This window comes from Microcoleus sp. B7-D4 (genome assembly GCF_036705125.1).
Taxonomy (GTDB): Bacteria; Cyanobacteriota; Cyanobacteriia; order Cyanobacteriales; family Microcoleaceae; genus Microcoleus.
On sequence record NZ_JAUBTT010000066.1, the window covers coordinates 11,621 to 31,357 of the forward strand.

The 19,737-nt window shown below is 43.8% G+C and carries 26 protein-coding genes and 1 pseudogene; 16 read left to right on the forward strand and 11 right to left on the reverse strand.

The genetic code is table 11. The features are described 5' to 3' along the window. Positions 1 to 58 precede the first annotated feature (58 nt). Both QUB12_RS24510 and QUB12_RS24515 read left to right on the forward strand, forming a co-directional pair. Positions 59 to 1,927, forward strand: coding sequence for a 3-oxoacyl-[acyl-carrier-protein] synthase III C-terminal domain-containing protein (locus QUB12_RS24510; protein WP_333308806.1), 1,869 nt, complete (start codon positions 59 to 61; stop codon positions 1,925 to 1,927). Continuing rightward, the gene (locus tag QUB12_RS24515; RefSeq protein ID WP_333144421.1) at positions 1,927 to 2,856 is read left to right on the forward strand and encodes a DUF6999 family protein; all 930 of its coding nucleotides are present in this window, start codon (positions 1,927 to 1,929) and stop codon (positions 2,854 to 2,856) included. The genes QUB12_RS24510 and QUB12_RS24515 overlap by 1 nt, the downstream gene beginning before the upstream one ends. A 259-nt stretch (positions 2,857 to 3,115) precedes the next feature. Here the strand turns inward: QUB12_RS24515 and QUB12_RS24520 are convergent, their stop codons facing one another. Then, positions 3,116 to 3,253: a hypothetical protein gene (locus tag QUB12_RS24520; protein WP_333144420.1), complete on the reverse strand. Its 138-nt coding sequence runs from the start codon at positions 3,251 to 3,253 to the stop codon at positions 3,116 to 3,118. Between the two features lie 317 nt (positions 3,254 to 3,570). On the opposite strand from QUB12_RS24520, the gene msrA reads away from it, so the two are divergent. The 4 genes from msrA to QUB12_RS24540 all read left to right on the forward strand — a co-directional run bounded on the left by msrA (position 3,571) and on the right by QUB12_RS24540 (position 5,753). Next, positions 3,571 to 4,224, forward strand: a complete 654-nt coding sequence (gene msrA, locus QUB12_RS24525; RefSeq protein ID WP_333144419.1) for a peptide-methionine (S)-S-oxide reductase MsrA — start codon at positions 3,571 to 3,573, stop codon at positions 4,222 to 4,224. Between the two features lie 132 nt (positions 4,225 to 4,356). Further along, positions 4,357 to 4,680, forward strand: coding sequence for a hypothetical protein (locus QUB12_RS24530; RefSeq protein WP_333144418.1), 324 nt, complete (start codon positions 4,357 to 4,359; stop codon positions 4,678 to 4,680). 121 nt (positions 4,681 to 4,801) lie between these two features. Further along, entirely contained in the window at positions 4,802 to 5,143 is a 342-nt protein-coding gene (locus QUB12_RS24535) for a YtxH domain-containing protein (RefSeq protein ID WP_333105898.1), read from the forward strand. A 37-nt stretch (positions 5,144 to 5,180) separates the two neighbouring features. Further along, positions 5,181 to 5,753: a DUF948 domain-containing protein gene (locus tag QUB12_RS24540; protein ID WP_333144417.1), complete on the forward strand. Its 573-nt coding sequence runs from the start codon at positions 5,181 to 5,183 to the stop codon at positions 5,751 to 5,753. 14 nt (positions 5,754 to 5,767) lie between these two features. Here QUB12_RS24540 and QUB12_RS24545 read toward each other — a convergent pair whose 3' ends face one another. Then, positions 5,768 to 6,604 (reverse strand): Rpn family recombination-promoting nuclease/putative transposase, encoded by an 837-nt coding sequence (locus QUB12_RS24545; protein ID WP_333300870.1) that lies wholly within the window; start codon positions 6,602 to 6,604, stop codon positions 5,768 to 5,770. A 276-nt stretch (positions 6,605 to 6,880) separates the two neighbouring features. Further along, positions 6,881 to 7,384 (reverse strand): DNA-binding response regulator, encoded by a 504-nt coding sequence (locus tag QUB12_RS24550; protein ID WP_333144415.1) that lies wholly within the window; start codon positions 7,382 to 7,384, stop codon positions 6,881 to 6,883. A 414-nt stretch (positions 7,385 to 7,798) separates the two neighbouring features. Between QUB12_RS24550 and QUB12_RS24555 the strand changes: the two genes are divergently transcribed. Beyond that, positions 7,799 to 9,841: a hypothetical protein gene (locus tag QUB12_RS24555; protein WP_333308808.1), complete on the forward strand. Its 2,043-nt coding sequence runs from the start codon at positions 7,799 to 7,801 to the stop codon at positions 9,839 to 9,841. A 122-nt stretch (positions 9,842 to 9,963) separates the two neighbouring features. After that, positions 9,964 to 10,410, forward strand: coding sequence for a hypothetical protein (locus QUB12_RS24560; RefSeq protein ID WP_333308810.1), 447 nt, complete (start codon positions 9,964 to 9,966; stop codon positions 10,408 to 10,410). Between the two features lie 272 nt (positions 10,411 to 10,682). Here the strand turns inward: QUB12_RS24560 and QUB12_RS24565 are convergent, their stop codons facing one another. Next, on the reverse strand, positions 10,683 to 10,910 hold the full coding sequence (locus QUB12_RS24565) for a hypothetical protein (protein ID WP_333144411.1): 228 nt from the start codon (positions 10,908 to 10,910) through the stop codon (positions 10,683 to 10,685). Continuing rightward, a complete protein-coding gene (locus QUB12_RS24570; protein ID WP_333144410.1) occupies positions 10,900 to 11,157 on the reverse strand; it encodes a hypothetical protein in 258 nt (85 codons plus the stop codon). The genes QUB12_RS24565 and QUB12_RS24570 overlap by 11 nt, the downstream gene beginning before the upstream one ends. A 279-nt stretch (positions 11,158 to 11,436) precedes the next feature. Here QUB12_RS24570 and QUB12_RS24575 point away from each other — a divergent pair, with 279 nt between their 5' ends. From QUB12_RS24575 to QUB12_RS24585, 3 genes are all read left to right on the forward strand, one after another. Then, positions 11,437 to 11,775 carry a hypothetical protein gene (locus QUB12_RS24575; protein WP_333308811.1) on the forward strand — a complete coding sequence of 113 codons (339 nt, stop codon included), beginning with the start codon at positions 11,437 to 11,439 and terminating at the stop codon, positions 11,773 to 11,775. Positions 11,776 to 11,798: 23 nt separating this feature from the next. Then, the gene (locus QUB12_RS24580; protein ID WP_333308826.1) at positions 11,799 to 12,161 is read left to right on the forward strand and encodes a type II toxin-antitoxin system VapC family toxin; all 363 of its coding nucleotides are present in this window, start codon (positions 11,799 to 11,801) and stop codon (positions 12,159 to 12,161) included. 285 nt (positions 12,162 to 12,446) lie between these two features. Beyond that, positions 12,447 to 12,722 carry a hypothetical protein gene (locus QUB12_RS24585; protein WP_333144408.1) on the forward strand — a complete coding sequence of 92 codons (276 nt, stop codon included), beginning with the start codon at positions 12,447 to 12,449 and terminating at the stop codon, positions 12,720 to 12,722. A gap of 219 nt (positions 12,723 to 12,941) precedes the next feature. Here QUB12_RS24585 and vapC read toward each other — a convergent pair whose 3' ends face one another. The 4 genes from vapC to QUB12_RS24605 all read right to left on the reverse strand — a co-directional run bounded on the left by vapC (position 12,942) and on the right by QUB12_RS24605 (position 14,567). Beyond that, complete coding sequence (gene vapC, locus QUB12_RS24590; RefSeq protein WP_333308813.1) at positions 12,942 to 13,340, reverse strand: type II toxin-antitoxin system VapC family toxin; 399 nt, start codon at positions 13,338 to 13,340, stop codon at positions 12,942 to 12,944. Next, positions 13,337 to 13,537, reverse strand: a complete 201-nt coding sequence (locus QUB12_RS24595) for a type II toxin-antitoxin system VapB family antitoxin (protein WP_333144406.1) — start codon at positions 13,535 to 13,537, stop codon at positions 13,337 to 13,339. The genes vapC and QUB12_RS24595 overlap by 4 nt, the downstream gene beginning before the upstream one ends. 420 nt (positions 13,538 to 13,957) lie before the next feature. Then, positions 13,958 to 14,254, reverse strand: coding sequence for a DUF5615 family PIN-like protein (locus QUB12_RS24600; protein ID WP_333308815.1), 297 nt, complete (start codon positions 14,252 to 14,254; stop codon positions 13,958 to 13,960). Then, entirely contained in the window at positions 14,247 to 14,567 is a 321-nt protein-coding gene (locus tag QUB12_RS24605; protein WP_333106278.1) for a DUF433 domain-containing protein, read from the reverse strand. Before QUB12_RS24605 ends, QUB12_RS24600 begins: the two co-directional genes overlap by 8 nt. A 189-nt stretch (positions 14,568 to 14,756) precedes the next feature. Between QUB12_RS24605 and QUB12_RS24610 the strand changes: the two genes are divergently transcribed. The 3 genes and pseudogenes from QUB12_RS24610 (at position 14,757) to QUB12_RS24620 (ending at position 15,588) form a co-directional block, all read left to right on the forward strand. Further along, positions 14,757 to 14,996, forward strand: coding sequence for a DUF433 domain-containing protein (locus tag QUB12_RS24610; RefSeq protein WP_333106277.1), 240 nt, complete (start codon positions 14,757 to 14,759; stop codon positions 14,994 to 14,996). Positions 14,997 to 15,062: 66 nt separating this feature from the next. Beyond that, positions 15,063 to 15,305: pseudogene (locus QUB12_RS24615) on the forward strand (BrnT family toxin); the annotation flags it as partial. Next, positions 15,292 to 15,588 carry a hypothetical protein gene (locus QUB12_RS24620; protein ID WP_333308816.1) on the forward strand — a complete coding sequence of 99 codons (297 nt, stop codon included), beginning with the start codon at positions 15,292 to 15,294 and terminating at the stop codon, positions 15,586 to 15,588. The pseudogene QUB12_RS24615 and the gene QUB12_RS24620, both read left to right, overlap by 14 nt. Positions 15,589 to 15,907: 319 nt before the next feature. Here QUB12_RS24620 and QUB12_RS24625 read toward each other — a convergent pair whose 3' ends face one another. Beyond that, the gene (locus tag QUB12_RS24625) at positions 15,908 to 16,171 is read right to left on the reverse strand and encodes a DUF4926 domain-containing protein (RefSeq protein WP_333158127.1); all 264 of its coding nucleotides are present in this window, start codon (positions 16,169 to 16,171) and stop codon (positions 15,908 to 15,910) included. 159 nt (positions 16,172 to 16,330) lie between these two features. After that, entirely contained in the window at positions 16,331 to 17,242 is a 912-nt protein-coding gene (gene argB / locus QUB12_RS24630) for an acetylglutamate kinase (protein ID WP_333144401.1), read from the reverse strand. Between the two features lie 246 nt (positions 17,243 to 17,488). Between argB and QUB12_RS24635 the strand changes: the two genes are divergently transcribed. Both QUB12_RS24635 and QUB12_RS24640 read left to right on the forward strand, forming a co-directional pair. Continuing rightward, positions 17,489 to 18,280: an HAD family hydrolase gene (locus QUB12_RS24635; protein ID WP_333282081.1), complete on the forward strand. Its 792-nt coding sequence runs from the start codon at positions 17,489 to 17,491 to the stop codon at positions 18,278 to 18,280. Between the two features lie 450 nt (positions 18,281 to 18,730). Next, a complete protein-coding gene (locus QUB12_RS24640) occupies positions 18,731 to 19,693 on the forward strand; it encodes a sterol desaturase family protein (protein WP_333144399.1) in 963 nt (320 codons plus the stop codon). Positions 19,694 to 19,737: the final 44 nt, after the last annotated feature.

Consider the following 19,737-nt stretch of genomic DNA (forward strand, 5'->3'; position numbering starts at 1 on the left):
GGCTTGATTTAAGAAACCAACGCACCCGACTAAATTAGCAACTTTGGAGGTTTACGCCATGTACAGTGCTTATATCAATCGGATTGGAAAATTTTTGCCGGGAGAACCGATTAATAATGATGAGATGGAAGAATATCTTGGCAAAATTGCCTCGCGCCCTTCGAGAGTCAGGCAGCGAATTCTCAACAGCAACGGGATTCAACAGCGCTACTACGCGATCGACAAACAGCAGCAAACACTATATTCTAACAGCCAAATGGCCGCGTTTGCCGTCCGTGACGCGATCGCCCAGGCAAATTTGGAACCAGGGGCGATCGACTTATTGGCCTGCGCTACTACTTTACCAGATTTATTAGTACCGGGATTTGCCAGCACAGTACATGGGGAACTTTCCGAATTATCTCCCCTAGAAATAGTGTCAACTCAAGGAGTTTGCTGTGCCGGAGTTAGTGCTTTAAATTACGCCGCCTCTCAAATCGAACTCGGCAAAAAACAAACCGCCATAGCCGTCGCTTCCGAATTTCCCTCGCGCCTCTTCAAAAACACCAAATTTGAAACAGAGACTTCTCTGCAAGCGGGAAAAACCCTGCCTTTCGATACAGAATTTCTCCGCTGGATGCTCTCCGACGGTGCCGGAGCATTGTTGCTCCAAAACCATCCCAGCGCAACAGGAATTAGTTTAAAAATAGAATGGATTGAACTCGTTTCTCACGCCAATGCTTATCCTGTTTGTATGTATTCAGGATTAGCCAACGAAACATCCACTAAAAGCTGGCTGGATTATTCTTCCTACCTCGATGCAGCCACAGCAGGAGCTTTTGACTTGCGGCAGAATATTCGCTTGCTGGAAAATGTAATGAAATTAGGCGTTGAAGGTTGGCTGCGGTTGATTAAAGCCGGGAGAGTTTGTCCGCAGGAAATCGACTGGCTGCTGTGCCACTATTCGTCTCACTTTTTCCGGGGGCAAATTGTGGAACTTCTGGAACAAGCAGGCTGCATGATTCCTGAAGAAAAATGGTTTACCAACTTATACACAAGGGGAAATACAGGCTGCGCCTCGATTTATTTAATGTTAGAGGAATTGTTCAATTCTGGCAAGTTGCAGCCTGGACAGAAAATCTTTTGTTTTGTCCCGGAAAGCGGGCGCTTTACCACGGCATATATGATGTTAACTGCTGTGGAAAATACCCATAAGCCTATGAGTTCTCAATTTTCTAACTTTCACGAGGTTCCGGAAACTTCGCCTCTCGAAAGCGTTAAACCTGCACACCCCAACTCTCCGCAAGCTTATTTGTTGCGGGAGTTAGCATGGATTTGGCTGAAGTTCGATCGCGAAATTCGTTCTGTTCCCATTGTCCGCAAATTGTACCGAGGAGAGTTTACAATAGAAGATTATCAAGCTTTGCTGTGCAATCTCCGGCCGCAAGTTGTAGAGGGAGCTCGCTGGATTGCTCGCGCTGCTTCTAACATGAGTGACTTTCGCCTGCGATCGACTTTTATCGGCCATGCTCAAGACGAACACCGCGACTATCAAATGCTAGAACAAAATTATGTTTCTGTGGGCGGTGAATTGGCAAAAATTGTGGAATATGATAAGAATATTGGCAGCGAAGCACTATCAGCTTTTATCTTTCACCAAGCATCGCGGGACAATCCGGTTGATTTAATTGGCAGTATGTTTATTATCGAAGGTTTGGGCAATCGGTTGGCGGGAAAGTGGGCAAAACAAATTCAAGAAACTCTCGGTTTGCAATCCGAACAAGTATCGTTTTTAGCTTATCACGGATCGAATGACGAGTCGCATTTAGCCAAACTGGAAAATTTGATTAATGCCGAATGGATGACAGATGATATTGCCCGCCGCATTGTCAAAACCGCTCGCGTAACTGCTCGTTTATATTTGCTGCAATTGGAGGAAATTCGCTAATGCAAAAGCTGCAAAAACAAGATACCGAAAATCTCCCAGATGAGCGAAAAATCCCTTACGCTACCAAACCCTACAACCGCCGAGATCCGAATGTTTGGGATGTGCTATTTTGCGATCGATCTATTCCCGTCGATTTAGTGGCAAAAGCCTACATGATCCGGGATTTGCAAAACTGGACTCGCAGTTATTTGCTGATTCCGATCAAAGTAATTGCTAACTTGTTGCTGGCGGTAATTATGACAACAAAGCGCCTGTTGCCATTTCAATTCCGCGCTTACACTTTAATGCACAAATCGGCTGCATTTTTCCTAAATAACTTTGTCTCGCCCGAAGCTTGTTATTTAATTGTCCGACACATCTGCATCGGCTCCAACATTATCAACTTCTTGATTGACAACGGCCCCGACACCCAGATAGAAAAGTCAAAGCTTTATCCGCGTACTGTTAGCGATTTAGCTGAGAATGCGTTTCTCGAACACGACTTAATTCTCTATAACTTTGTCTGGGATTACAACCAAGCAATGCTGACAAATCCTAACTGGTTGCAAGTCGTCAAAAAACGGGGAATAAATTATGATAGTATTCAACCAGTAGAAGTGGTCATAGATTTTGAAAAACGCAGATGGCTAAATATTCTGGATTTAGAATCGGCGATCGAATTGTTTAAAGTCTTTTATTCTCTGTGTTTGACTAGCGACGAATTTGCGCGAGCAGTGATGTCGCTTCAGTTAGATGAAAACTTCGGACTGTACGTCAGCGAGATTACCGGAAATTGCGACTGGAATCATGTAATTGTCAATCGCCATCCGCTAGCACCAAACAGTCCGTTTAATGCGGCACGCGACTTGTTTTTGCACGGGATAGTTTCGGAATATCTCTATCGGTATTTGGAACTCCAAAAAGAGATGAACTCAACTCCGATTAAATAACCCTAAATACCCGTAGGGGCGGGTTTTACAAATAATATTTAAGAAGCGCAAACAATCTAGATAAACCCGCCCCCACACAACGAATAATCTACATCAACCCTGTCTGTGTTCGCATCGAAAAAATGTACATTTGGATTGTTCGTCTTGGGAGGGCGGGTTTGTCAGATTATTCGTTTCCGACATAGATGGTTGGTAAAACCCGCCCCTACGCAATCTGAAATTATAGTTGATTTTTCAGGTATAAAATTAATAGGAAAAGTCAAGCTGCTGCTAGCTGTGCTTGTTCTGCGGCTTGGGGCAAATTTTGACTTACGACAATCCACTTGCCTGTAAGTGGGTCGCGGTAAGTAATAAACGGATTAGATTTTAAAGGTTGACTGCAAGGTTTAGCGCCCATTTCTACACACTCCCAATAAATGGTATTGAATAACTACTACAACACCATACCTTTAATAATCGGATATTTTGCCTAAAATCCGCGTGATTTATACCTGAACAATAGGTGATATTTTAGGTATGTTTTGGTGACCTAGAACACTGCCTAATGTGATTTAAAACTGCGTTGGCAGTGAGCTGTATCACCAAAAACCTTCTGTAAAAAAAATCTGCCTTCTGGTTTTTACCTTCTACCTTTAAGAAGACCACTATTTTCAGTATACATCTGATATTATTAAGTAAGGTAAAGACGTTTATCAGAGATCCCCTCACAAACTTATGGTGCTATTTGGATTTGGCAAAAAGTCGAGCCTGCCCTCTCCCCAAGAAGCCTTGCCGGGGCGGGCAGAGTCGATGTCGGTACCGACAACTCACTTTGTTAACGGCAATCCGCTCAAACCTCCCTTTCCAAACGGCATGGAGACTGCGTTGTTTGGCCTGGGCTGTTTTTGGGGAGCGGAACGCAAATTTTGGCAGCAAAATGGAGTTTTTTCGACGGCTGTTGGCTACGCGGCGGGGATTACTCCGAATCCTACTTACAACGAAGTTTGCAGCGGGATGACGGGACATAATGAAGTAGTTCTGGTTGTGTTCGATCCGAAAGTAATTAGTTACGAAACGCTGCTCAAAGTTTTTTGGGAAAGTCACAATCCTACTCAAGGAATGCGTCAGGGCAATGATTCTGGTACTCAGTATCGATCGGGCATTTACACATATTCAGCCAGCCAAAAGCAGCTAGCTGAAGCTTCGCGCGATGCCTACCAGCAGGCTTTGACTCCGGCCGGTTACGGCAAGATTACTACTGAAATTATTGAGGCTCCTGAGTTTTATTACGCAGAAAGCTATCACCAGCAGTATCTTGCTAAAAACCCGAACGGTTATTGCGGTTTGGGCGGTACTAAGGTTTGTTTGCCTGCTATGTCTCAGGCTTAAAACTTTTACAAGGGGTAGTTTTTTGGGGCTGTTGCAATAGTCCGGCAGTCCGGCAGGGGTTTAAACCCCTGCCTCAAAGCTTAAGTCGTCTGAAGACGACTGAAAGGTTATTGAGATGGTAAAAGGGATTAGTTGAAAGCAGGTAAAATAATGCTGGCTGGTGTGGTAATTATCAATTTAATGATATCTCTGGTCTGTTTTTATATAGCTGCGAAAGTGTGGAAAATCAGGCGGACGATCGCACGTTTGGAACTTCGGATCGCAGCAATCGAACGCTGTAGCAGCAATGTCCTCAGTATGTCGCCGGATTTCCTTGGTAAAAGGCAGCAAGGTACCCGCCAACTACGACGGCGTTATCAACAACTGGAATTGCAACTGCAACAGGTTCAGCAACTTTTGGGATTGCTGGGTTTGGGACGGATGCTTTGGTCCAGGCGCGATCGACGTTTGAGGTAAGCTATCCTAAAACTGCCGCCCGTGCTGACTCCCTAGGGTTTTCAACAATATTTCTACCTTTGTAAAGGGCTGCGATCGGGCAAACGCCCCTAAAATTGGTGTATGGAGAGAAGTTATAAAAATGTCAACTAAACGTTCAGGATTATTTATTGGCGGTTTGCTTGTGGGTTCTGCGATCGGGGCCGTGACTGGCTTGCTGATGGCACCGCGACCGGGCAAGGAGACGCGGCAGATATTGAAAAAATCGGCCGATGCTTTGCCGGAGTTGGCGGAGGATTTATCGACTAGCGTGCAGTTGCAGGCCGATCGACTTTCTGAAACTGCAATCCGAAATTGGGACGAAACTTTGATTAGACTCAAAGAGGCGATCGCGGCAGGTTTGGAAGCGACTCAGCGGGAACGCCAAACCCTGTCGGAAACTGAAGCTGAAGTGAGTCCCCCGTCGCGCCCTCCCATCCGCTAAATGGCATGAAATTCTCCACCCTCAATCCCAGATTCAAGTGAGTGATCCCATATTTTGGCTAGGACTTTCGATTTTGCTAGTGGCAGTTAGCCTGACTGCTGTTTTAGTGACTTTAATACCTGCAGTGCAAGCGCTGGCCCGGGCGGCCCGCAGCGTGGAAAAGCTCGCTGATACGCTTTCTCGCGAATTTCCGCCCACTTTGGAGGCGATTCGCTTGACGGGGCTGGAAATTAGTGAGTTGACGGATGATGTCAGCGAGGGAGTACAAAGTGCGGGCGAGGTTGTCAAACAGGTCGATCGAAGTATTGGTAGCGCCAAAAAGCAGGCGCAAAATGTGCAGGTAACTACTCGCAGCCTGGTGACTGGGGTTAAGGCTGCTTGGAAAACTTTAACTCGCAAGCCACCGATTTCTGGGACAAATCGCCGATCGACAGATAGATTGTCGCCGAGTCAAAGAAGTGCGCTTTCGGTGAGGGATTCGGGTTTGGAGGACAGGTATTCTGGGGTTTACGGTGCGAGTAATGGGGAATCGCCCAGGTTGAGGAGTAGCGAGGGTTCTGGTTTGCCGGGGGATGCTGAAGAGTTTGAGGAAGTGTCGAAGGATTCTTGATAGTCGATCGCTTTTTACCTTGCTTGTTTCAACTTTTGAATTTCCTCCATACTCAATCCTGTTGTTTGAGCGATCGTTGCTTCATCTAATACATCCAGAAGTCCTTTGGCAATTTCGATCGCTTTTGCTTTCACAGCCTGCTTCACAGCTTTAATAGTAGCATTCCGCTGGTCTTGTATGTAAATTTCCTGATGTTCTAAATCTTCCAACTCTTCGCGCGTTAAATCGGCGCGATTCGCAACTTCAAAAGCTTTCTGAATTGCCTGGACTTCTCCCATTTGTTCCGGTACAACTTCTAAACTTTTGGCATTTTTCAGAAAATATATCCACTTATCGGTTAGAGTTTCTAATTCTTCTAATTTTTTGCCGAATTTGGGTAATTCAACAAACACTAACTCGATATCGTAAATTAGATAGTCAACCAGATAATCTCTTTCTTTGAGGACAAAGCGGGAAATTACTTTGTCGAGATTGGGAAACATTTCAAAGTCAGTAATAGTTAAGGCAATTACCGGATTTAGTAGCGTGTAATCTACTCCTGTGTCTAGTTGAATCGAATAAGCTTTAGCAGCATTGTACAATATCCGCTTTTCAAAGCCTTCTACATTCAATACCTGCATTTCGATAATGACTGTTTGCTCGTTATTCAGCTTGGCTCGGATATCTAAGTAAGTATCTTTAACTCCTCTAATTTTGGGGGGTTGATAGGGATTGAGGATTTCTAAAGATTCGATCGCAGAATTACCTTGGTAGAGGATGGCGTTGAGAAAACTGATGAGGATTTCTTTGTTTTGTTCGTCGCCGAAGATTTTTTTAAAGGCAAAATCTGTTTTGGGATTGATAAATCTCATTTGTGAAACGTCGCCTGTGAAGGAATCGTTCTCGATTAACATTATAGCACAATACGGTTCAGTTAGTGCTAAAAAAACCGATCGTGGGTAGGTTGGGTTGAGGAACGAAACCCAACATTTTCCCTACAATTTTCCACGGGCCCAAGCGTATTGGATTATAGCATTTATGCTCTTTGGTTGAGGGTATGATTAGATCGCAAAGCTTTTCAGTAAGATTGGTGGTTGAGGGGCGAGATCCCTTCAGTTAGATTAGTTACTATAGGGGCGATCGCACATCTAATCTTTTTTATCCAAGTCTTCTGTTTTTGCAGTTTCTGAAGTTGAGGGGAATTCTAGTCGAATGTTAATATCAATTGATATTGTATTTTTCTCAATCACACCTATACCAACTATTTTTACTAATGCTTCTGTAGGTACAGAATTATTTATTTTAAATTCAGGAGAAGACAGAGTTTTATATCCGGCTTCCTGTAGCCGATCGCAAATATTGCGCCAATTTCCTACAGGTTCGTTAGGTACATCTGCGAGTTTTTTAACATATTGGTATAAAGTTTTACATAAATAAACCTCTGCACTTTTGGAACTCTGAAACAGTTGGCGGGCGATTTCGGCGGGACTGCAACCGGAAAGCAATCCTCGGAGGTAAAGTTTTTCTGTTTCTGTTAGTCCCCTGCGCGATCGGGGTGAGATTTGCCGTTTAGCTTCTGCAAAAGCTTGGTACAGCCTTTCTAAATCCCAGTGTTTGGCGGCTTCGGCAAATAAGTCTTCCTTTGGTACCATTGTCGGGTGTGTTGAGATGTGGCTAACGATAGCATAACGGAAATTGCTAGCGTTTGTTAGTTGCTTGGTATCGGTAGCTAGTGTAGTATTATACTAAGACTAAAGATATAAGTGTAAATACTTAGATCAACGGGAGGCGCGATCGCTTCAACTAACGTCAAAGCTAGTATTTGCAAAAGTCAGAGGGCGCTAAGTAAAGTTTTGTAACAAAAAAGCAGTATTTTGCATAAAACTTGCGGACTCAGCCTGATAGATAAATAGAGCTTTAGAAGTACCGCTACTGTTGCGGTTCATCGGGGCTAAGGGTTCATGAGGGCGATCGGCCGATCGGCTTTTACAACAAACAGTTTATTTAATCCAAGCAAACACAGGGCAAGTCTATGTACTTGTCTCTAATCAACACGAGGGAATAACGTGTCTAATTTTTTCACGCCTGAATTTAATAACGAAAGTGCGATCGCACCTTGGAATGCCAGCCTAGAACCGACTAAGGCAATTATCCCGCAGCTAGATGCTAACCGCGTCCTAACCGGGGGTGTTGGTGAGGAAGTTAATCTCCCGACTTTAACGCCAGAAGCCTATGAAAATATCATCTTGCCTGAGGATTTGCTAACCCGGATGGCTAGTGCAGTGAGCACGGACTCCAACAGCAGTTTACCGGATAGCTCTGTCGATTTGCTAACAGGTCAGGCGATGTCAGAAGTCTATGGGGATTTGAGTAAGTTTGCAGCCGATCCAGATTTCGCAGCTAAGCTGAATGTGGCTTTTGGGGAAAACTGGGATGCTGCGGCTGCGAAAGCCTTAGCTGAAGGATGGTTTCAGGGAGATTTTAGCGATATCCCGTCGGTGAAGGTTGTCTCGTCTGCTGAGATTGGCGGGGCGAATGGGGCTTTTGCAGCAGCGACGGATACGATTTATTTATCGAAGGAATTTTTGACTCAGAATGTGGCGAATCCGGCGGCGGTGGCGGATGTGTTGCTGGAAGAAATCGGGCACTCTGTTGATGCGCGGTTGAATGTTACGGATTCACCGGGAGATGAGGGGGCGATTTTTGGGGCGATCGTTCAGGGGAAGGAGTTGAGTGAGGGTGAGCTTCAGGGGTTGAAAAGTGAGGACGATACTGCAACTGTTGCGATCGACGGACACAAATATCTAGTGGAGAAACAGTTAAACCCAGCAGGTAGCATTGGTTCTTTTTACAACAGAAATCCAGCTATAGCTCAGGCTTTGGGTAGAGATACGGGTGCTGAATTTCAATTTTCACCTGGTAAATGGCGACAAAACTTCCAAAACGGTGCAATATTTCACTCAGCCCAGGGTACTCGCTCTGTTCGCGGTAGTCTGGGCAGTTATTACCTGAGTTTAGGAGGTCAAAATAGTCAGTTAGGCTTGCCTACCAGTGAAGAATTTCAAGTTCCTAATGGATGGCGACAAAACTTTCAAGGTGGGGCAATTTTCCACTCAGGTGCCGGTAGCTATATGGCTCGTGGCAGCCTGGGAAATTATTACTTGAATAATTTGGGAGGTGAAAAAAGTCAGCTAGGTTTACCTACCAGCAATGAATTTCAAGTTCCTAATGGATGGCGACAAAACTTTCAAGGTGGGGCAATTTTCCACTCAGGTGCCGGTAGCTATATGGCTCGTGGCAGCCTGGGAAATTATTACTTGAATAATTTAGGAGGTCAAAATAGTCAGCTAGGCTTGCCTACCAGTGAAGAATCGCATATTGGCAACGGTAATTGGCGACAAAGTTTTGAGAAGGGAACCCTCGAATGGCTGAATAATGGTAGGGCTCAAGTGCAGCTAAATGGAGGTAGTGCGAGCCTTGTAAAATTTGGTAATTTATCAGGAAACGATCGCAATTTGCCAGGAACTGTCTTTCCCTATTCTAACCCCTTCGCTAACATATCAAACACAGCTCCAGAGCGCTGGTCAGGAGATGCTGGACAACAAGCACGTTACATTCAGGATCTAGAGATGCCTGTTGTAGCTAATACTCGATATCGTTCAGCAGACCAAATTCGTCAAGTTATTGACTATTTTAATGTTGAAGATCAACAAAACTTGCGTTACAAGCCTAATGGATGGAAGACTTTTTGTAACATCTTTGCTACAGATGTCATGCGGGCTTTACGGGCCCCTCTACCTCACTGGACAAATACTGGGCGAGAGCTAGATGCTAACGGAATGAATGACTGGTTAAATAATTCCGCCAATGGATGGAAAAAACTTACTCCACAAGATGCAACAAAAGCAGCATCTCAAGGCATTCCTACTGTAGCAAGCTGGAAAAATGTTGGGGGAATTGGACATATTGCTGTAGTACGCCCGGAAGCAGGACCTACTCCTGATAACCCTCAAATTGCTCAAGCAGGTGCTAGAAACTGGGTTAAAACCACAGTTAGCGTTGGGTTTGGACCAGGAAAAAATGTCAGCTACTTCGCTTACTATGCTTAGACACTTTTATTGATGTCTGACTTAGAGGGGCGATCGCCCTATTCATCTGCGATCGCTCCCCTTGCTCTCCCGTACAAATCCATCCCAATCCACGTAAACCTACATCTAATGAGAGTCTGAAAATGCCCCAAAACACTGCGAAAATTACGATTTTAGGAGCTACATTTTCCATACTAGCAGCTCTAATGTCATTTCCCCTTGTAGCTTTAGCCAACAACTGGGCTGGTCCAGAAAGAAGAGGGTCTTGTTTCATTCCCAGAGCAGAACGTAGCTTTGAATGCAAGTTTGGCCCCTATAAAACAGTATCAGGCGCTAAACAGATTGGTGGTTTTTATGTCAATGCAGAGCAGACGGCTAGCTACACGGGCCCTATGCCGCTTCGGTACAGGGTAAACGGTGGCGATTGGCAAGAGGCTGTGCTTATGATGGGTCGAACAGGTGGTAATTACATCGATTTTGGCAATGGAGTGTCTAGTTTCGAGTTCCTATTTCCCTATTCTGTGCGTACTCCTTTAGGAACTGGAGAAAGCCAAATCAATTTTACTATGAATTATGATCTAGATTATTGATAGCTACCTGGAATATTTTCATTCCACTAGCCCCTTTTTTCTCAAGTGATCGCCCTTTTCCCCAAATAACCAAAAGGGCGATCGCCCTTTCCTTCCCAAAGTGTGATCGTCCGTCTCTTGTCCCAAATCCATCCTTGGCTGCTACTTTAGCTTGCGTAAGTCAGGCAAGTCGGCATCTATGAGGACTCGTCAAAGCTCGATCGCCCTTTCCTTCCCCAAGTGCGATCGCTCTTTCATCAATCAATAAAAACTTCTGAGTTGGAACTACAACTCTAAACGTGATAAGCAGTAATAGCAACTATTCCATCAGCACTGTAAATGGCTTCGATGCGTCTAAAAGTAGAATGAGTCCACCACACTTTCAGGCGATTTCCTTGAGCCGGAGCTGTACCAATTTTACCGTAGCCTGCTGTCAATAGAAGTAACTCAAATTCTGTAGAAGGCAAAGTTTTGGCAGTAATTTGAATGATGCCGTCAAGCTTATGCTTATCAAGGGTCATAGCTACCTTGGTAAGTGCTATAGATACGGTAGCCAGGGAATACTAAAGCAATGCCAATGGGACTGTGAATAGTCCCCGGATAGCTTTCTTCGGGCTCGCTACCCCCAATCCGAATTTTGAGCGCACCCAGCCAAATGTAAAGCCCTGGAATTAAAGTATCTAAACTGTAGGCGATCGCCCGCATTTGAAGATCCGGGGGATTAATCGGTTTTAAATACTGTGGCTTTTCAGGTTGAGAAATGGACATGGCACTGATTCCTGTGCGGTATGGTGGAGAAGCGGTCTTGTTGAGAACATTTTAACATAACCTAAGTTTCACTTGCAAATTGTCAAGCTTAATTAATCTTATTTTACTTTAACTTGCGTAAGTCAGTTTGTCGGCATTTATGAAGACTACTCAAAGCTCGATCGCCCTTTTTTCCTAAAGTGCGATCGGCCTATAATTTCAGCATGGCAACCACTGTAAAATTCAACAGAGCGATCGGTATAATTAAAAAATCAACATCAAATACAGTCAATTAATGCCATGATTGCTAATTTTCCCATCAAGCTGCCTCACTTACCCAACAGCTTGCCCAGCGAAGGTTCTGTCCGCATTGAGTTTGTCAACGGACTCTTAATATTTAGCGCTTCTATTCAAACCCAGGAACGAATTCAAACTTTAACAGCTCAACAACAAGCATCAAATCTCACTCCCGAAGAACAAACAGAATTGGATGGATATCGAGAATTCATTAGCTATCTAAATTTGGTAAATGAAACAATGAAAAATACTTTTCTATATCCTTTGCGAGGCACTGTCATTGGCTATGATGAGCCGTTTGAACCTGCGGTTTCCTTGGAAGATTGGGAAGTGCTACAATGATTGTACTAGATACTCATATATGAATTTGGTGGGTTGACGATAACACACGACTGACTCAGAAACATCGGGACTGGATACAACAATATCAATCTCAAGGTTTAGGAATCAGCATCATTTCTTGTTGGGAGGTTGCTAAATTAGTAGAAATGGGAAGACTTACTTTGTCCGTTACAGTTGATGAGTGGTTAAAACAAGCTTTGGCTTATCCCGGAGTGCAGCTACTCGAACTCACCATTCCCATCATTGTCGAGTCAACTAAACTCACAGGTTTTCACCGCGATCCAGCAGATCAAATCATTGTGGCAACTGCGAGGATTTGCGGGTGTCCCTTACTAACTGCTGATGCAAAAATTCTGGCATATCCTGATGTACAGACTCTTCAGTGACCTGTAAAAAATGCCTTCGCCCCGGCCGCAAACCCTGGTTTCGCTGCTACTTTCAGTGAGGGAAAATACATGAAAATTCGAGAATCTCAAGGTAAGAGTGTCTGGAACCATTCTGAGGGTTGGTGCTGCGAGCCTCTTGACCCCATACCGCCCCAGGGCTGTTTCATTCTTGGTAGGGGCCGTGCCCCCGTGCCGGCCCTTTTGGCCTGAAACCCCCATTCGATGATTGGTGGCGGGGGTAGGCACGGGGGCACTACCCCTACAAAAACCTCGTTTTTGGTGAGAATGAAACAGCCCCCCATACCGCCTGGTCATATTGCCCTAGCCGTTGAAGCGATAGATATTAATCTTGTAGACTGGGATATCGAAGAAATTGGCGAAAAAGCAGGTTTTGATATTCAGTACAAATACACGGGAGTCAATGACCCGAAAGATTCATCTTTAGCTTGCGTAAGTCAGTTTGTGGGTATCTATGAAGACTTCTCAAAGCTCGATCGGCCTCTCGAAGCTTTGATTGTGGCCGGCATCCCTTGTCATCTATTTAATAGGACTTACCCATGAGGCCCAGAAACCGGGTTTTTTATCAAAATACTTCGTTGTAGGCTGCAGATTCGGTAAAAAACCCGGTTTCTTTAGTCGGAGTGCATCAGTCCTGTCTGATAATGTTTTGGGCGTAGCGCAATTGTTTCTTTTTCCGAAAGTGCGATCGCCCCTCGGACATCTCAAATCCCAAAGTGCGATCGGCATCTCTAAGTTAAGATATAAACTGAGAAATTACCCTCATAGCAATACAACAGGAATGTGCGATCGGAAATTCTCAAAATCTTTATCAGTAGTGAAAATGCTGTAACCACGACGATGAGCAACGGCACATAACAGAAAATCAGTATTTGAACCCTGAATGCCATTACTGCGACAGGTATTGAAAAACTCTGCGGCTAACTCATAATCTTCAGTTGTTAGCTCTAAATCAGGAAAAGTACGAAGATACTCTTGTAATCGAATAAATTGTTCCTTGTAGCGCACCCCAGAAAGCACCTCCTGACGAATAGCCCCCAGTAAAACAACTCGTCCATCTGCAATCAAATCGCGTAGGACTTTAACGATCGCGATCGCATCATTTGTTGTGTTACGCCGCAAAGCCAGCGACCAAACCGAACTATCAACAAGAACATTCATGTTGTTTGTCGCTGTTGCTTGTAGTTATAATCTTCCTCGTATTCAATAGTACCAAACAATTCTAATATTTTTAATTGTTTGCGACGTTGGATGTACTCGCGTAAAGCTGCTTCGATTAATGTAGTAGGTGTTTGATGGTTACTCAAATCAAGGGCTTCTTGAAGAAGAGTTTTGTCAATTTCGAGCGTAGTTACCATGTATTTTCCTCGTGCAAGTAGGGTATCACGTAATTGCCACCGAACAATGCTGTAATTTTAGTGTAGCACTGAAACTCTATCAATGAGCGATCGCTTTCTGCATTGAGTTCGCGGGAGAATGAAAAGCCTGTTTAGCTTGCGTAAGTCAGGCAAGTCTTTATGAGGACTCGTCAAAGCTCGATCGCGATTTGGAAGTTTTGATTGCAGCCGGCATCCTACGTCATTTATTTAAAATACTGACTGACAACGATGACATCGATTTGAAGCCTGTAACGCAATACCTCAAAGCAGTCTAATAATGTCTTGGGCGTAGCGCAATTGTTGCTTTTTTAAAGTACGATCGTCCTTTTTGCCCGAAAGTGCGATCGGCTTACAATGATGTCAAATATATTCAATCCTCCCGATCATTTCTTCATGCGCCTACACTTCATAAATTAAAATCAAACTACGGATAATCTCGCCCACAGAACGAGAATTAGGAGGACAATAGACAATCCCCGGATAATCTGTGGTATCGCTTGCCATAATTAAAAAATCGTCATCGTGAGTTACTATCACGCGCTGCTGTTCCCGAATAAATGCCAGGTGTGACTCATCGCTTTTAGTACGCAATCCTGCATCAACTGTTGTTGTAACATCTATCCCGTAACGACGCAAACCGCGCGCAATGTTAGAGTCAATATGTTCGTCTAAATGAAAACGAATTTGCTCACTCACCTCTAATTGCCCTCAATTTTTCTTGTAACGGAGATGGTGGACTATTGCGCTTTAATTCTTCGACAATAGCTCGACTTTCAGCCGTGCGACGATCAATTTCTTCTCGATGATCGTAATAGTAGGTCATTGCAGCATGAACTGAGGCAAGTGGTAAGTCATACTTGCCGGCGATTTCTTCTACAGAAATTCCCATTTTCAGATACATTTCGGCGATGTGTGCTACAGCAATTCGATGGCCCGCAATGCGTGGCTTACCACCAAGTACGCCAGGTGTAATTTCGATATGTTCTGTGATGACTGATTCCTTAGACATCTTAGTTAAAGGCTCTTAATCAGTAATGTTTAACCTCTTTCATATTAACACCAACAAATTCAGCGCGCTCGCCTTTTCCTCTTTCTCATCGATCGGTTCTGCGATCGCCCCTCTCTTATCCCCAATCTCCAATGGCGATCGCCATCCCTAAGTTAAAATATAACTTATCAGATTCAGAAAGGACAAGTTATGCCCGTAAACTGGAGAGAACATATCGTTAGTACCCCCGACGTACTGCGAGGTAAACCAAGAATCAAAGCCACTAGAATTCCCGTTACTCTGATTTTAGGTTATTTAGCATCAAATAATACTGTCGAACAAATTATCGACGAGTTTCCCGATCTACTCAAAGAACAGATAGATGCTTGTCTTGATTATGCTCGCGATTTGTCAGATTTTGAAAAAGTGCGATCGCTCTTATTTAAATAATGTTAATATCAAAGCATGGATAGTGTGTACAGACTGTAAGGCGTTGAGTTTGAATGGGACACAAACAAATTCCAGATTAACCTAGAAAAGCATGGCGTTAGCTTTGAAGAAGCCGCAGAAGTTTTCTTCGATCCATTCTATCAGGAGGGAGATGCAACGGCTAATGACGAACAGCGTAACTTTATCCTGGGTTACTCCCGCACTCAACGCCTATTACTGGTTGTTTATGTAGAACGCAGCTTGCGAATACGCATCATTTCTTCCCGTCCTGCTACCCGCACTGAAAGGAAATTATATGAACAATTCTGAAGAAGAAATAAAATTGCAATTGCGACCTCGTACAGCGGAAAGAGTCTCGCTAAACATTCCAATAGATACTTTAGCATCACTTGAGAAAATAGCGGCAAATCGAGATATGTCTGTAGAAGCATTGCTTAAGTTTTATATAGGGCAAGGTTTACGGGAAGACTTAGCTAAAGTCTTTTCAGAACGCTTGCTGGACAAAACTGCTCAGGTTTTGGCTAGACACCTTGAGTCAGCCGAAGAAATATCAACTATTATTCGAGAAATTCAAGCTGAAACTGCACGTTAAATGACAATAAGGTTCAGTTAAAACTATTTATTCCTCGGAGATCCCCCTAAATCCCCCTGATTGTTGGGGAGTAGGGGTTGACTTTGAATAAGTTCTTGTCCCACCCCCTACTCCCCTTCGTAGGGGCGGTGCTACCCCTACTCCCCGTGCCCGCCCTAGGCTAGGGGGGATCGAGCTTAACTGAACCGTATTGCGTTAAATGAGGGCGCGATTTAAGTACCAAACTAAAAGGCGATCGCCCTTATTTTCCTAAAGTACGCGCGTGCGAAGCTATCCCGTAGGGAATCGCCCTTATCTAACTTCTCTTCTCCTCACATTACTAAGCAACTGCAAGTTCATATTGCAGAACTAAAATTTCATCAGCTTTCAACATAGCCATAGCATATTCACTTCCTTGACTATCAGCAAACTCCACTAAATACTGACATTCCTTTTCCGTATCATACACTTCAATAATAGTTCCCACAAGTCCAACTGGCAAACTAGAAATAGATGCGTATTCGGGTTCCACTAGCGCTAATCGCGTATTTGAAATCGGCTTGAGAATCGCAACAGAATCCAAAACTCTAAAGTGTTTGATCATAGTTTAACAAAAGCTGAAATCCAACAACGGTTAGAATTAGTTGAAGTAATTCCCCAGAAGTACCTTCTCAAGGTTTTTAGGGGCAGGTTTAGTTAGGATATACGCAATCGCAGCGAGTTTACCCATTTCACGCACCCGCCCCACGCTAGGATATAGGCCTTACTTAGGCCTTAAGTTCGCGCTGCTAAACTCAGAAGCCACAATCATCGACCCAATCCCCGCATCCGTAAATATTTCTTGCAGCAAAGCGTGAGGAATTCGACCGTCAATAATGTGAGCACCCTTCACACCCTGAGCCAAACTCCGCACACAACAATTAACTTTCGGAATCATCCCCCCAGACACGACTCCCGACTCAACCAACTGTCTAGCTTCCTGAATATCTAACTTAGCAATCAGACTATCCGGCTTGTGATAATCCTCCAAAATTCCCGCCGTATCAGTCATCAAAATCAACTTTTCTGCTCCCAAACCAGCCGCAATTTCCCCAGCCACTGTGTCAGCATTAATGTTGTAAGATTGACCTTTTTCATCCGCTGCCACGCTCGACACCACCGGAATATAGCCGCTGTTCACCAAAGACTCCAAAATCTGGATTTTCACGCCGCTGACTTCACCAACAAATCCAATTCCTTCCCGGCCATCTGGACGAGCTTGAATCAGATTGGCATCCTTGCCGCACAATCCCACTGCTTTGCCGCCAGCTTGGTTGATTAACGAAACAATTTCCTTATTTACTTTACCCACCAAAACCATTTCTACAACTTCCATTGTCGCCGCATCAGTCACCCGCAAACCATCCTTAAATTGCGGCTCAATTCCCAATTTTTCGAGCCAAATATTAATTTCCGGGCCGCCACCGTGAACCACAACCGGACGCATCCCCACGCAAGCTAGCAGCACAATATCCCGAACCACCTTGTCTTTGAGATTGCTATCTTTCATCGCCGCACCGCCATATTTGACCACAATGGTGCGACCGGCAAAGTGTTGAATGTAAGGCAGTGCTTCGGACAGCACCTCTACTCGATTAGTGTCCGAATTCCTAACAAAATCGCTTTGTTTGAGCATGGGTAAATTACAGAAGACTAAAAACTTAATTCTAAACTTTAATGGCTAAAGCATATATCAACAGCCACAAAAATCACTTTTTCCCTTGAATTTATCCACGCGCAGGCTCGATCGCCTTTATCGAACCCCATCCTCAAAAAAATCATAGGTTTTTTTAATAAAAGCATTATAATTTATGTATTATAACTTATACATTTTTTGCTAGAGTCAAGAAATGTATAACTCCCTAGATTTACTTAACGTTTTATGTTAACTGCTGTCGCGCAAGACTCCGAAAACCTTCAGTACAAGCTACCATCAGAGGCTGAGTCGTCCCCCCGGATGACGGTATTTTGCGATTTAGACGGGCCCATAGTCGATGTGTCCGATCGCTACTATGCCACATATCAACAGGGATTGGCCGATACTCAAGCAGCTTATCTCGATCGGGGAATCAACCTCAACCTTCAAATCCTCAGCAAACAGCAGTTTTGGCAGATGAAGCAAAACCGCGTGCCCGATGCTGAAATAGCCAAAAGTTCCGGCTTGTCGGGAGAAGAAATTAACGCTTTTCTAGGATGCGTGAGTCGGATTGTCAATCAGCCAGACTTGTTGCACTTAGATCGCATCCAGCCGGGAGTGCAATGGGCGATCGGACTTCTGCACTCCCGCGGCGTGCGGCTGATTTTAGTCACCCTGCGGCCGAGAAATCAAGCCGTTCAACTGTTACAAAATTACGGTTTAGCCAGACTGTTTACCAGCATTCGCGGCAGTCAGATGGCGGATGCCGCCTATCACAACTATACAGCCTTAAAAACTGAATTGTTGGCTGAAGTTGCAGAAGAATTTGAGTCATCGCTGGGTTCGGCTTGGATGATCGGAGATACAGAAGCAGACATCCTCGCGGGCAAAGCATTGGGAATACCTACAATTGCCGTTACCTGCGGAATTCGCAGCCGCTATCAACTGCAAAAGCACCAGCCTAATTTCATTCTCAGCGACTTGATTATTGCCGTTCATCACTTATTAGGTTCGGGCCAACAAGTAATAGTAGAATGACAATATTCCCGCTCACAACAATTAAAGGTTTTGACAAAATCTTGACAGTTACAGGTAAAGTAATATATGATTCTCTCAAATGTGTTGATGCTCATCTACACACCTAGCCCAAACCTTGAAAACCCCATAATTCCGTTGAGGTGTGTAGATGCAATATGTAGTAAGCTTTTCAGGGTGCAAAATTGATATTTTTGAGACGAGAAACCTCGATAGCGTCCCTTGCCTGTGTCCCCTTGGGACGAGGGCGTAGCGGAACGTCATAGACCAATAAGACCGTCCGGCGTTGCTGATTAACGGTATGAACCAACTTTTTGCTTAAAGTTACAAAACCCACCCTACTTGGCTTGTGGCAATTCCGAACTCTTCAATTCATACCTGTATTAAGCAACGCCCACTTTTTAAGTAAGTACATACATTGTCTCTAAGTCAAATTTTGGCAACACAGCAAAAATGAAGGAAATATTCAACAGTCTTTTGTATCCATTTCAAATACCATTTCTGGCATCATCTCGAATTTATTGGTTGTATGTGCTTTCAAGTGTTTTACTGGCGACAATACTATATATATTTGGTTCAGCAAATCGGGACAAACAGAAAAATTTACTAGAATACCTTTTACCTAAAGAAGTTTATTTACATCCCTCATCTATTACTCAATACAAATATTTTTTTTGTATTTCCTTGTTCGAGATATTTTTCGTAGTGCCAACAACACTATTTGTAGCAAATGTTGCCGATATAACTTGCCAAATTTTGATCCAAATTACGGGCATCACCACACCTTTTGTCGTCACGATTCCCCAATTATGGCAGCATATCATATTCAGCATTTTTTTAGCATTATTAGGTGACTTTGCTAATTTTTTCTACCATTATCTGGCTCATAAAATTCCTATTTTGTGGGAATTCCATAAAGTACATCATTCAGCCGAAGTCATCACACCATTGACGGTATATCGCATTCATCCATTCGAGCTGTTTTTAGGTACAATAACGATTGTTACAATCACTAATTTCGGAGCGGGCATCTGGATGTACTTATTTGGGAACGCGATGAAAGAGCTATTAGTTTATGGAGTCAGCTTTGAGATTTTTATCTTTTATTTAGCAGGATATAACTTGCGTCATTCTCATATCTGGTTAGCTTATCCTCAGTGGCTCAGTCATATTTTCATCAGTCCAGCACAACACCAAATTCATCATAGTGTAGACCCCAAACATTATGATAAAAACTTTAGTTATATTTTCGCATTTTGGGACTTGATGTTTTGCAGTTTATACGTGCCAAGCAACTATGAAAAATTGAGCTTTGGTTTAGCCAATGGAGAATCAAATTTGTTTAATAGTGTCACCAATATATTTTTACAGCCTTTGAGAGCAATTAGGCAGGGAATCAGCAAAAAGTCAGTCTGATGTAAATGCCTTTTAACTCACTGTTGATATTTTCCCATCTGGCA

Coding starts and splice junctions, on each gene's coding strand:
- QUB12_RS24535 (WP_333105898.1), top strand. CDS start 4,802: ATGTCAACTAAACGTTCAGGATTATTTATTGGCGGTTTGCTTGTGGGT.
- QUB12_RS24640 (WP_333144399.1), top strand. CDS start 18,731: ATGAAGGAAATATTCAACAGTCTTTTGTATCCATTTCAAATACCATTT.
- msrA (WP_333144419.1), top strand. CDS start 3,571: ATGGTGCTATTTGGATTTGGCAAAAAGTCGAGCCTGCCCTCTCCCCAA.
- QUB12_RS24635 (WP_333282081.1), top strand. CDS start 17,489: ATGTTAACTGCTGTCGCGCAAGACTCCGAAAACCTTCAGTACAAGCTA.
- QUB12_RS24510 (WP_333308806.1), top strand. CDS start 59: ATGTACAGTGCTTATATCAATCGGATTGGAAAATTTTTGCCGGGAGAA.
- QUB12_RS24565 (WP_333144411.1), bottom strand. CDS start 10,910: ATGACCCTTGATAAGCATAAGCTTGACGGCATCATTCAAATTACTGCC.
- QUB12_RS24610 (WP_333106277.1), top strand. CDS start 14,757: ATGCCCGTAAACTGGAGAGAACATATCGTTAGTACCCCCGACGTACTG.
- QUB12_RS24550 (WP_333144415.1), bottom strand. CDS start 7,384: ATGGTACCAAAGGAAGACTTATTTGCCGAAGCCGCCAAACACTGGGAT.
- QUB12_RS24570 (WP_333144410.1), bottom strand. CDS start 11,157: ATGTCCATTTCTCAACCTGAAAAGCCACAGTATTTAAAACCGATTAAT.
- QUB12_RS24620 (WP_333308816.1), top strand. CDS start 15,292: ATGAACAATTCTGAAGAAGAAATAAAATTGCAATTGCGACCTCGTACA.
- QUB12_RS24595 (WP_333144406.1), bottom strand. CDS start 13,537: ATGGTAACTACGCTCGAAATTGACAAAACTCTTCTTCAAGAAGCCCTT.
- QUB12_RS24560 (WP_333308810.1), top strand. CDS start 9,964: ATGCCCCAAAACACTGCGAAAATTACGATTTTAGGAGCTACATTTTCC.
- argB (WP_333144401.1), bottom strand. CDS start 17,242: ATGCTCAAACAAAGCGATTTTGTTAGGAATTCGGACACTAATCGAGTA.
- QUB12_RS24515 (WP_333144421.1), top strand. CDS start 1,927: ATGCAAAAGCTGCAAAAACAAGATACCGAAAATCTCCCAGATGAGCGA.
- QUB12_RS24605 (WP_333106278.1), bottom strand. CDS start 14,567: ATGTCTAAGGAATCAGTCATCACAGAACATATCGAAATTACACCTGGC.
- QUB12_RS24520 (WP_333144420.1), bottom strand. CDS start 3,253: ATGGGCGCTAAACCTTGCAGTCAACCTTTAAAATCTAATCCGTTTATT.
- vapC (WP_333308813.1), bottom strand. CDS start 13,340: ATGAATGTTCTTGTTGATAGTTCGGTTTGGTCGCTGGCTTTGCGGCGT.
- QUB12_RS24545 (WP_333300870.1), bottom strand. CDS start 6,604: ATGAGATTTATCAATCCCAAAACAGATTTTGCCTTTAAAAAAATCTTC.
- QUB12_RS24575 (WP_333308811.1), top strand. CDS start 11,437: ATGATTGCTAATTTTCCCATCAAGCTGCCTCACTTACCCAACAGCTTG.
- QUB12_RS24625 (WP_333158127.1), bottom strand. CDS start 16,171: ATGATCAAACACTTTAGAGTTTTGGATTCTGTTGCGATTCTCAAGCCG.
- QUB12_RS24585 (WP_333144408.1), top strand. CDS start 12,447: ATGAAACAGCCCCCCATACCGCCTGGTCATATTGCCCTAGCCGTTGAA.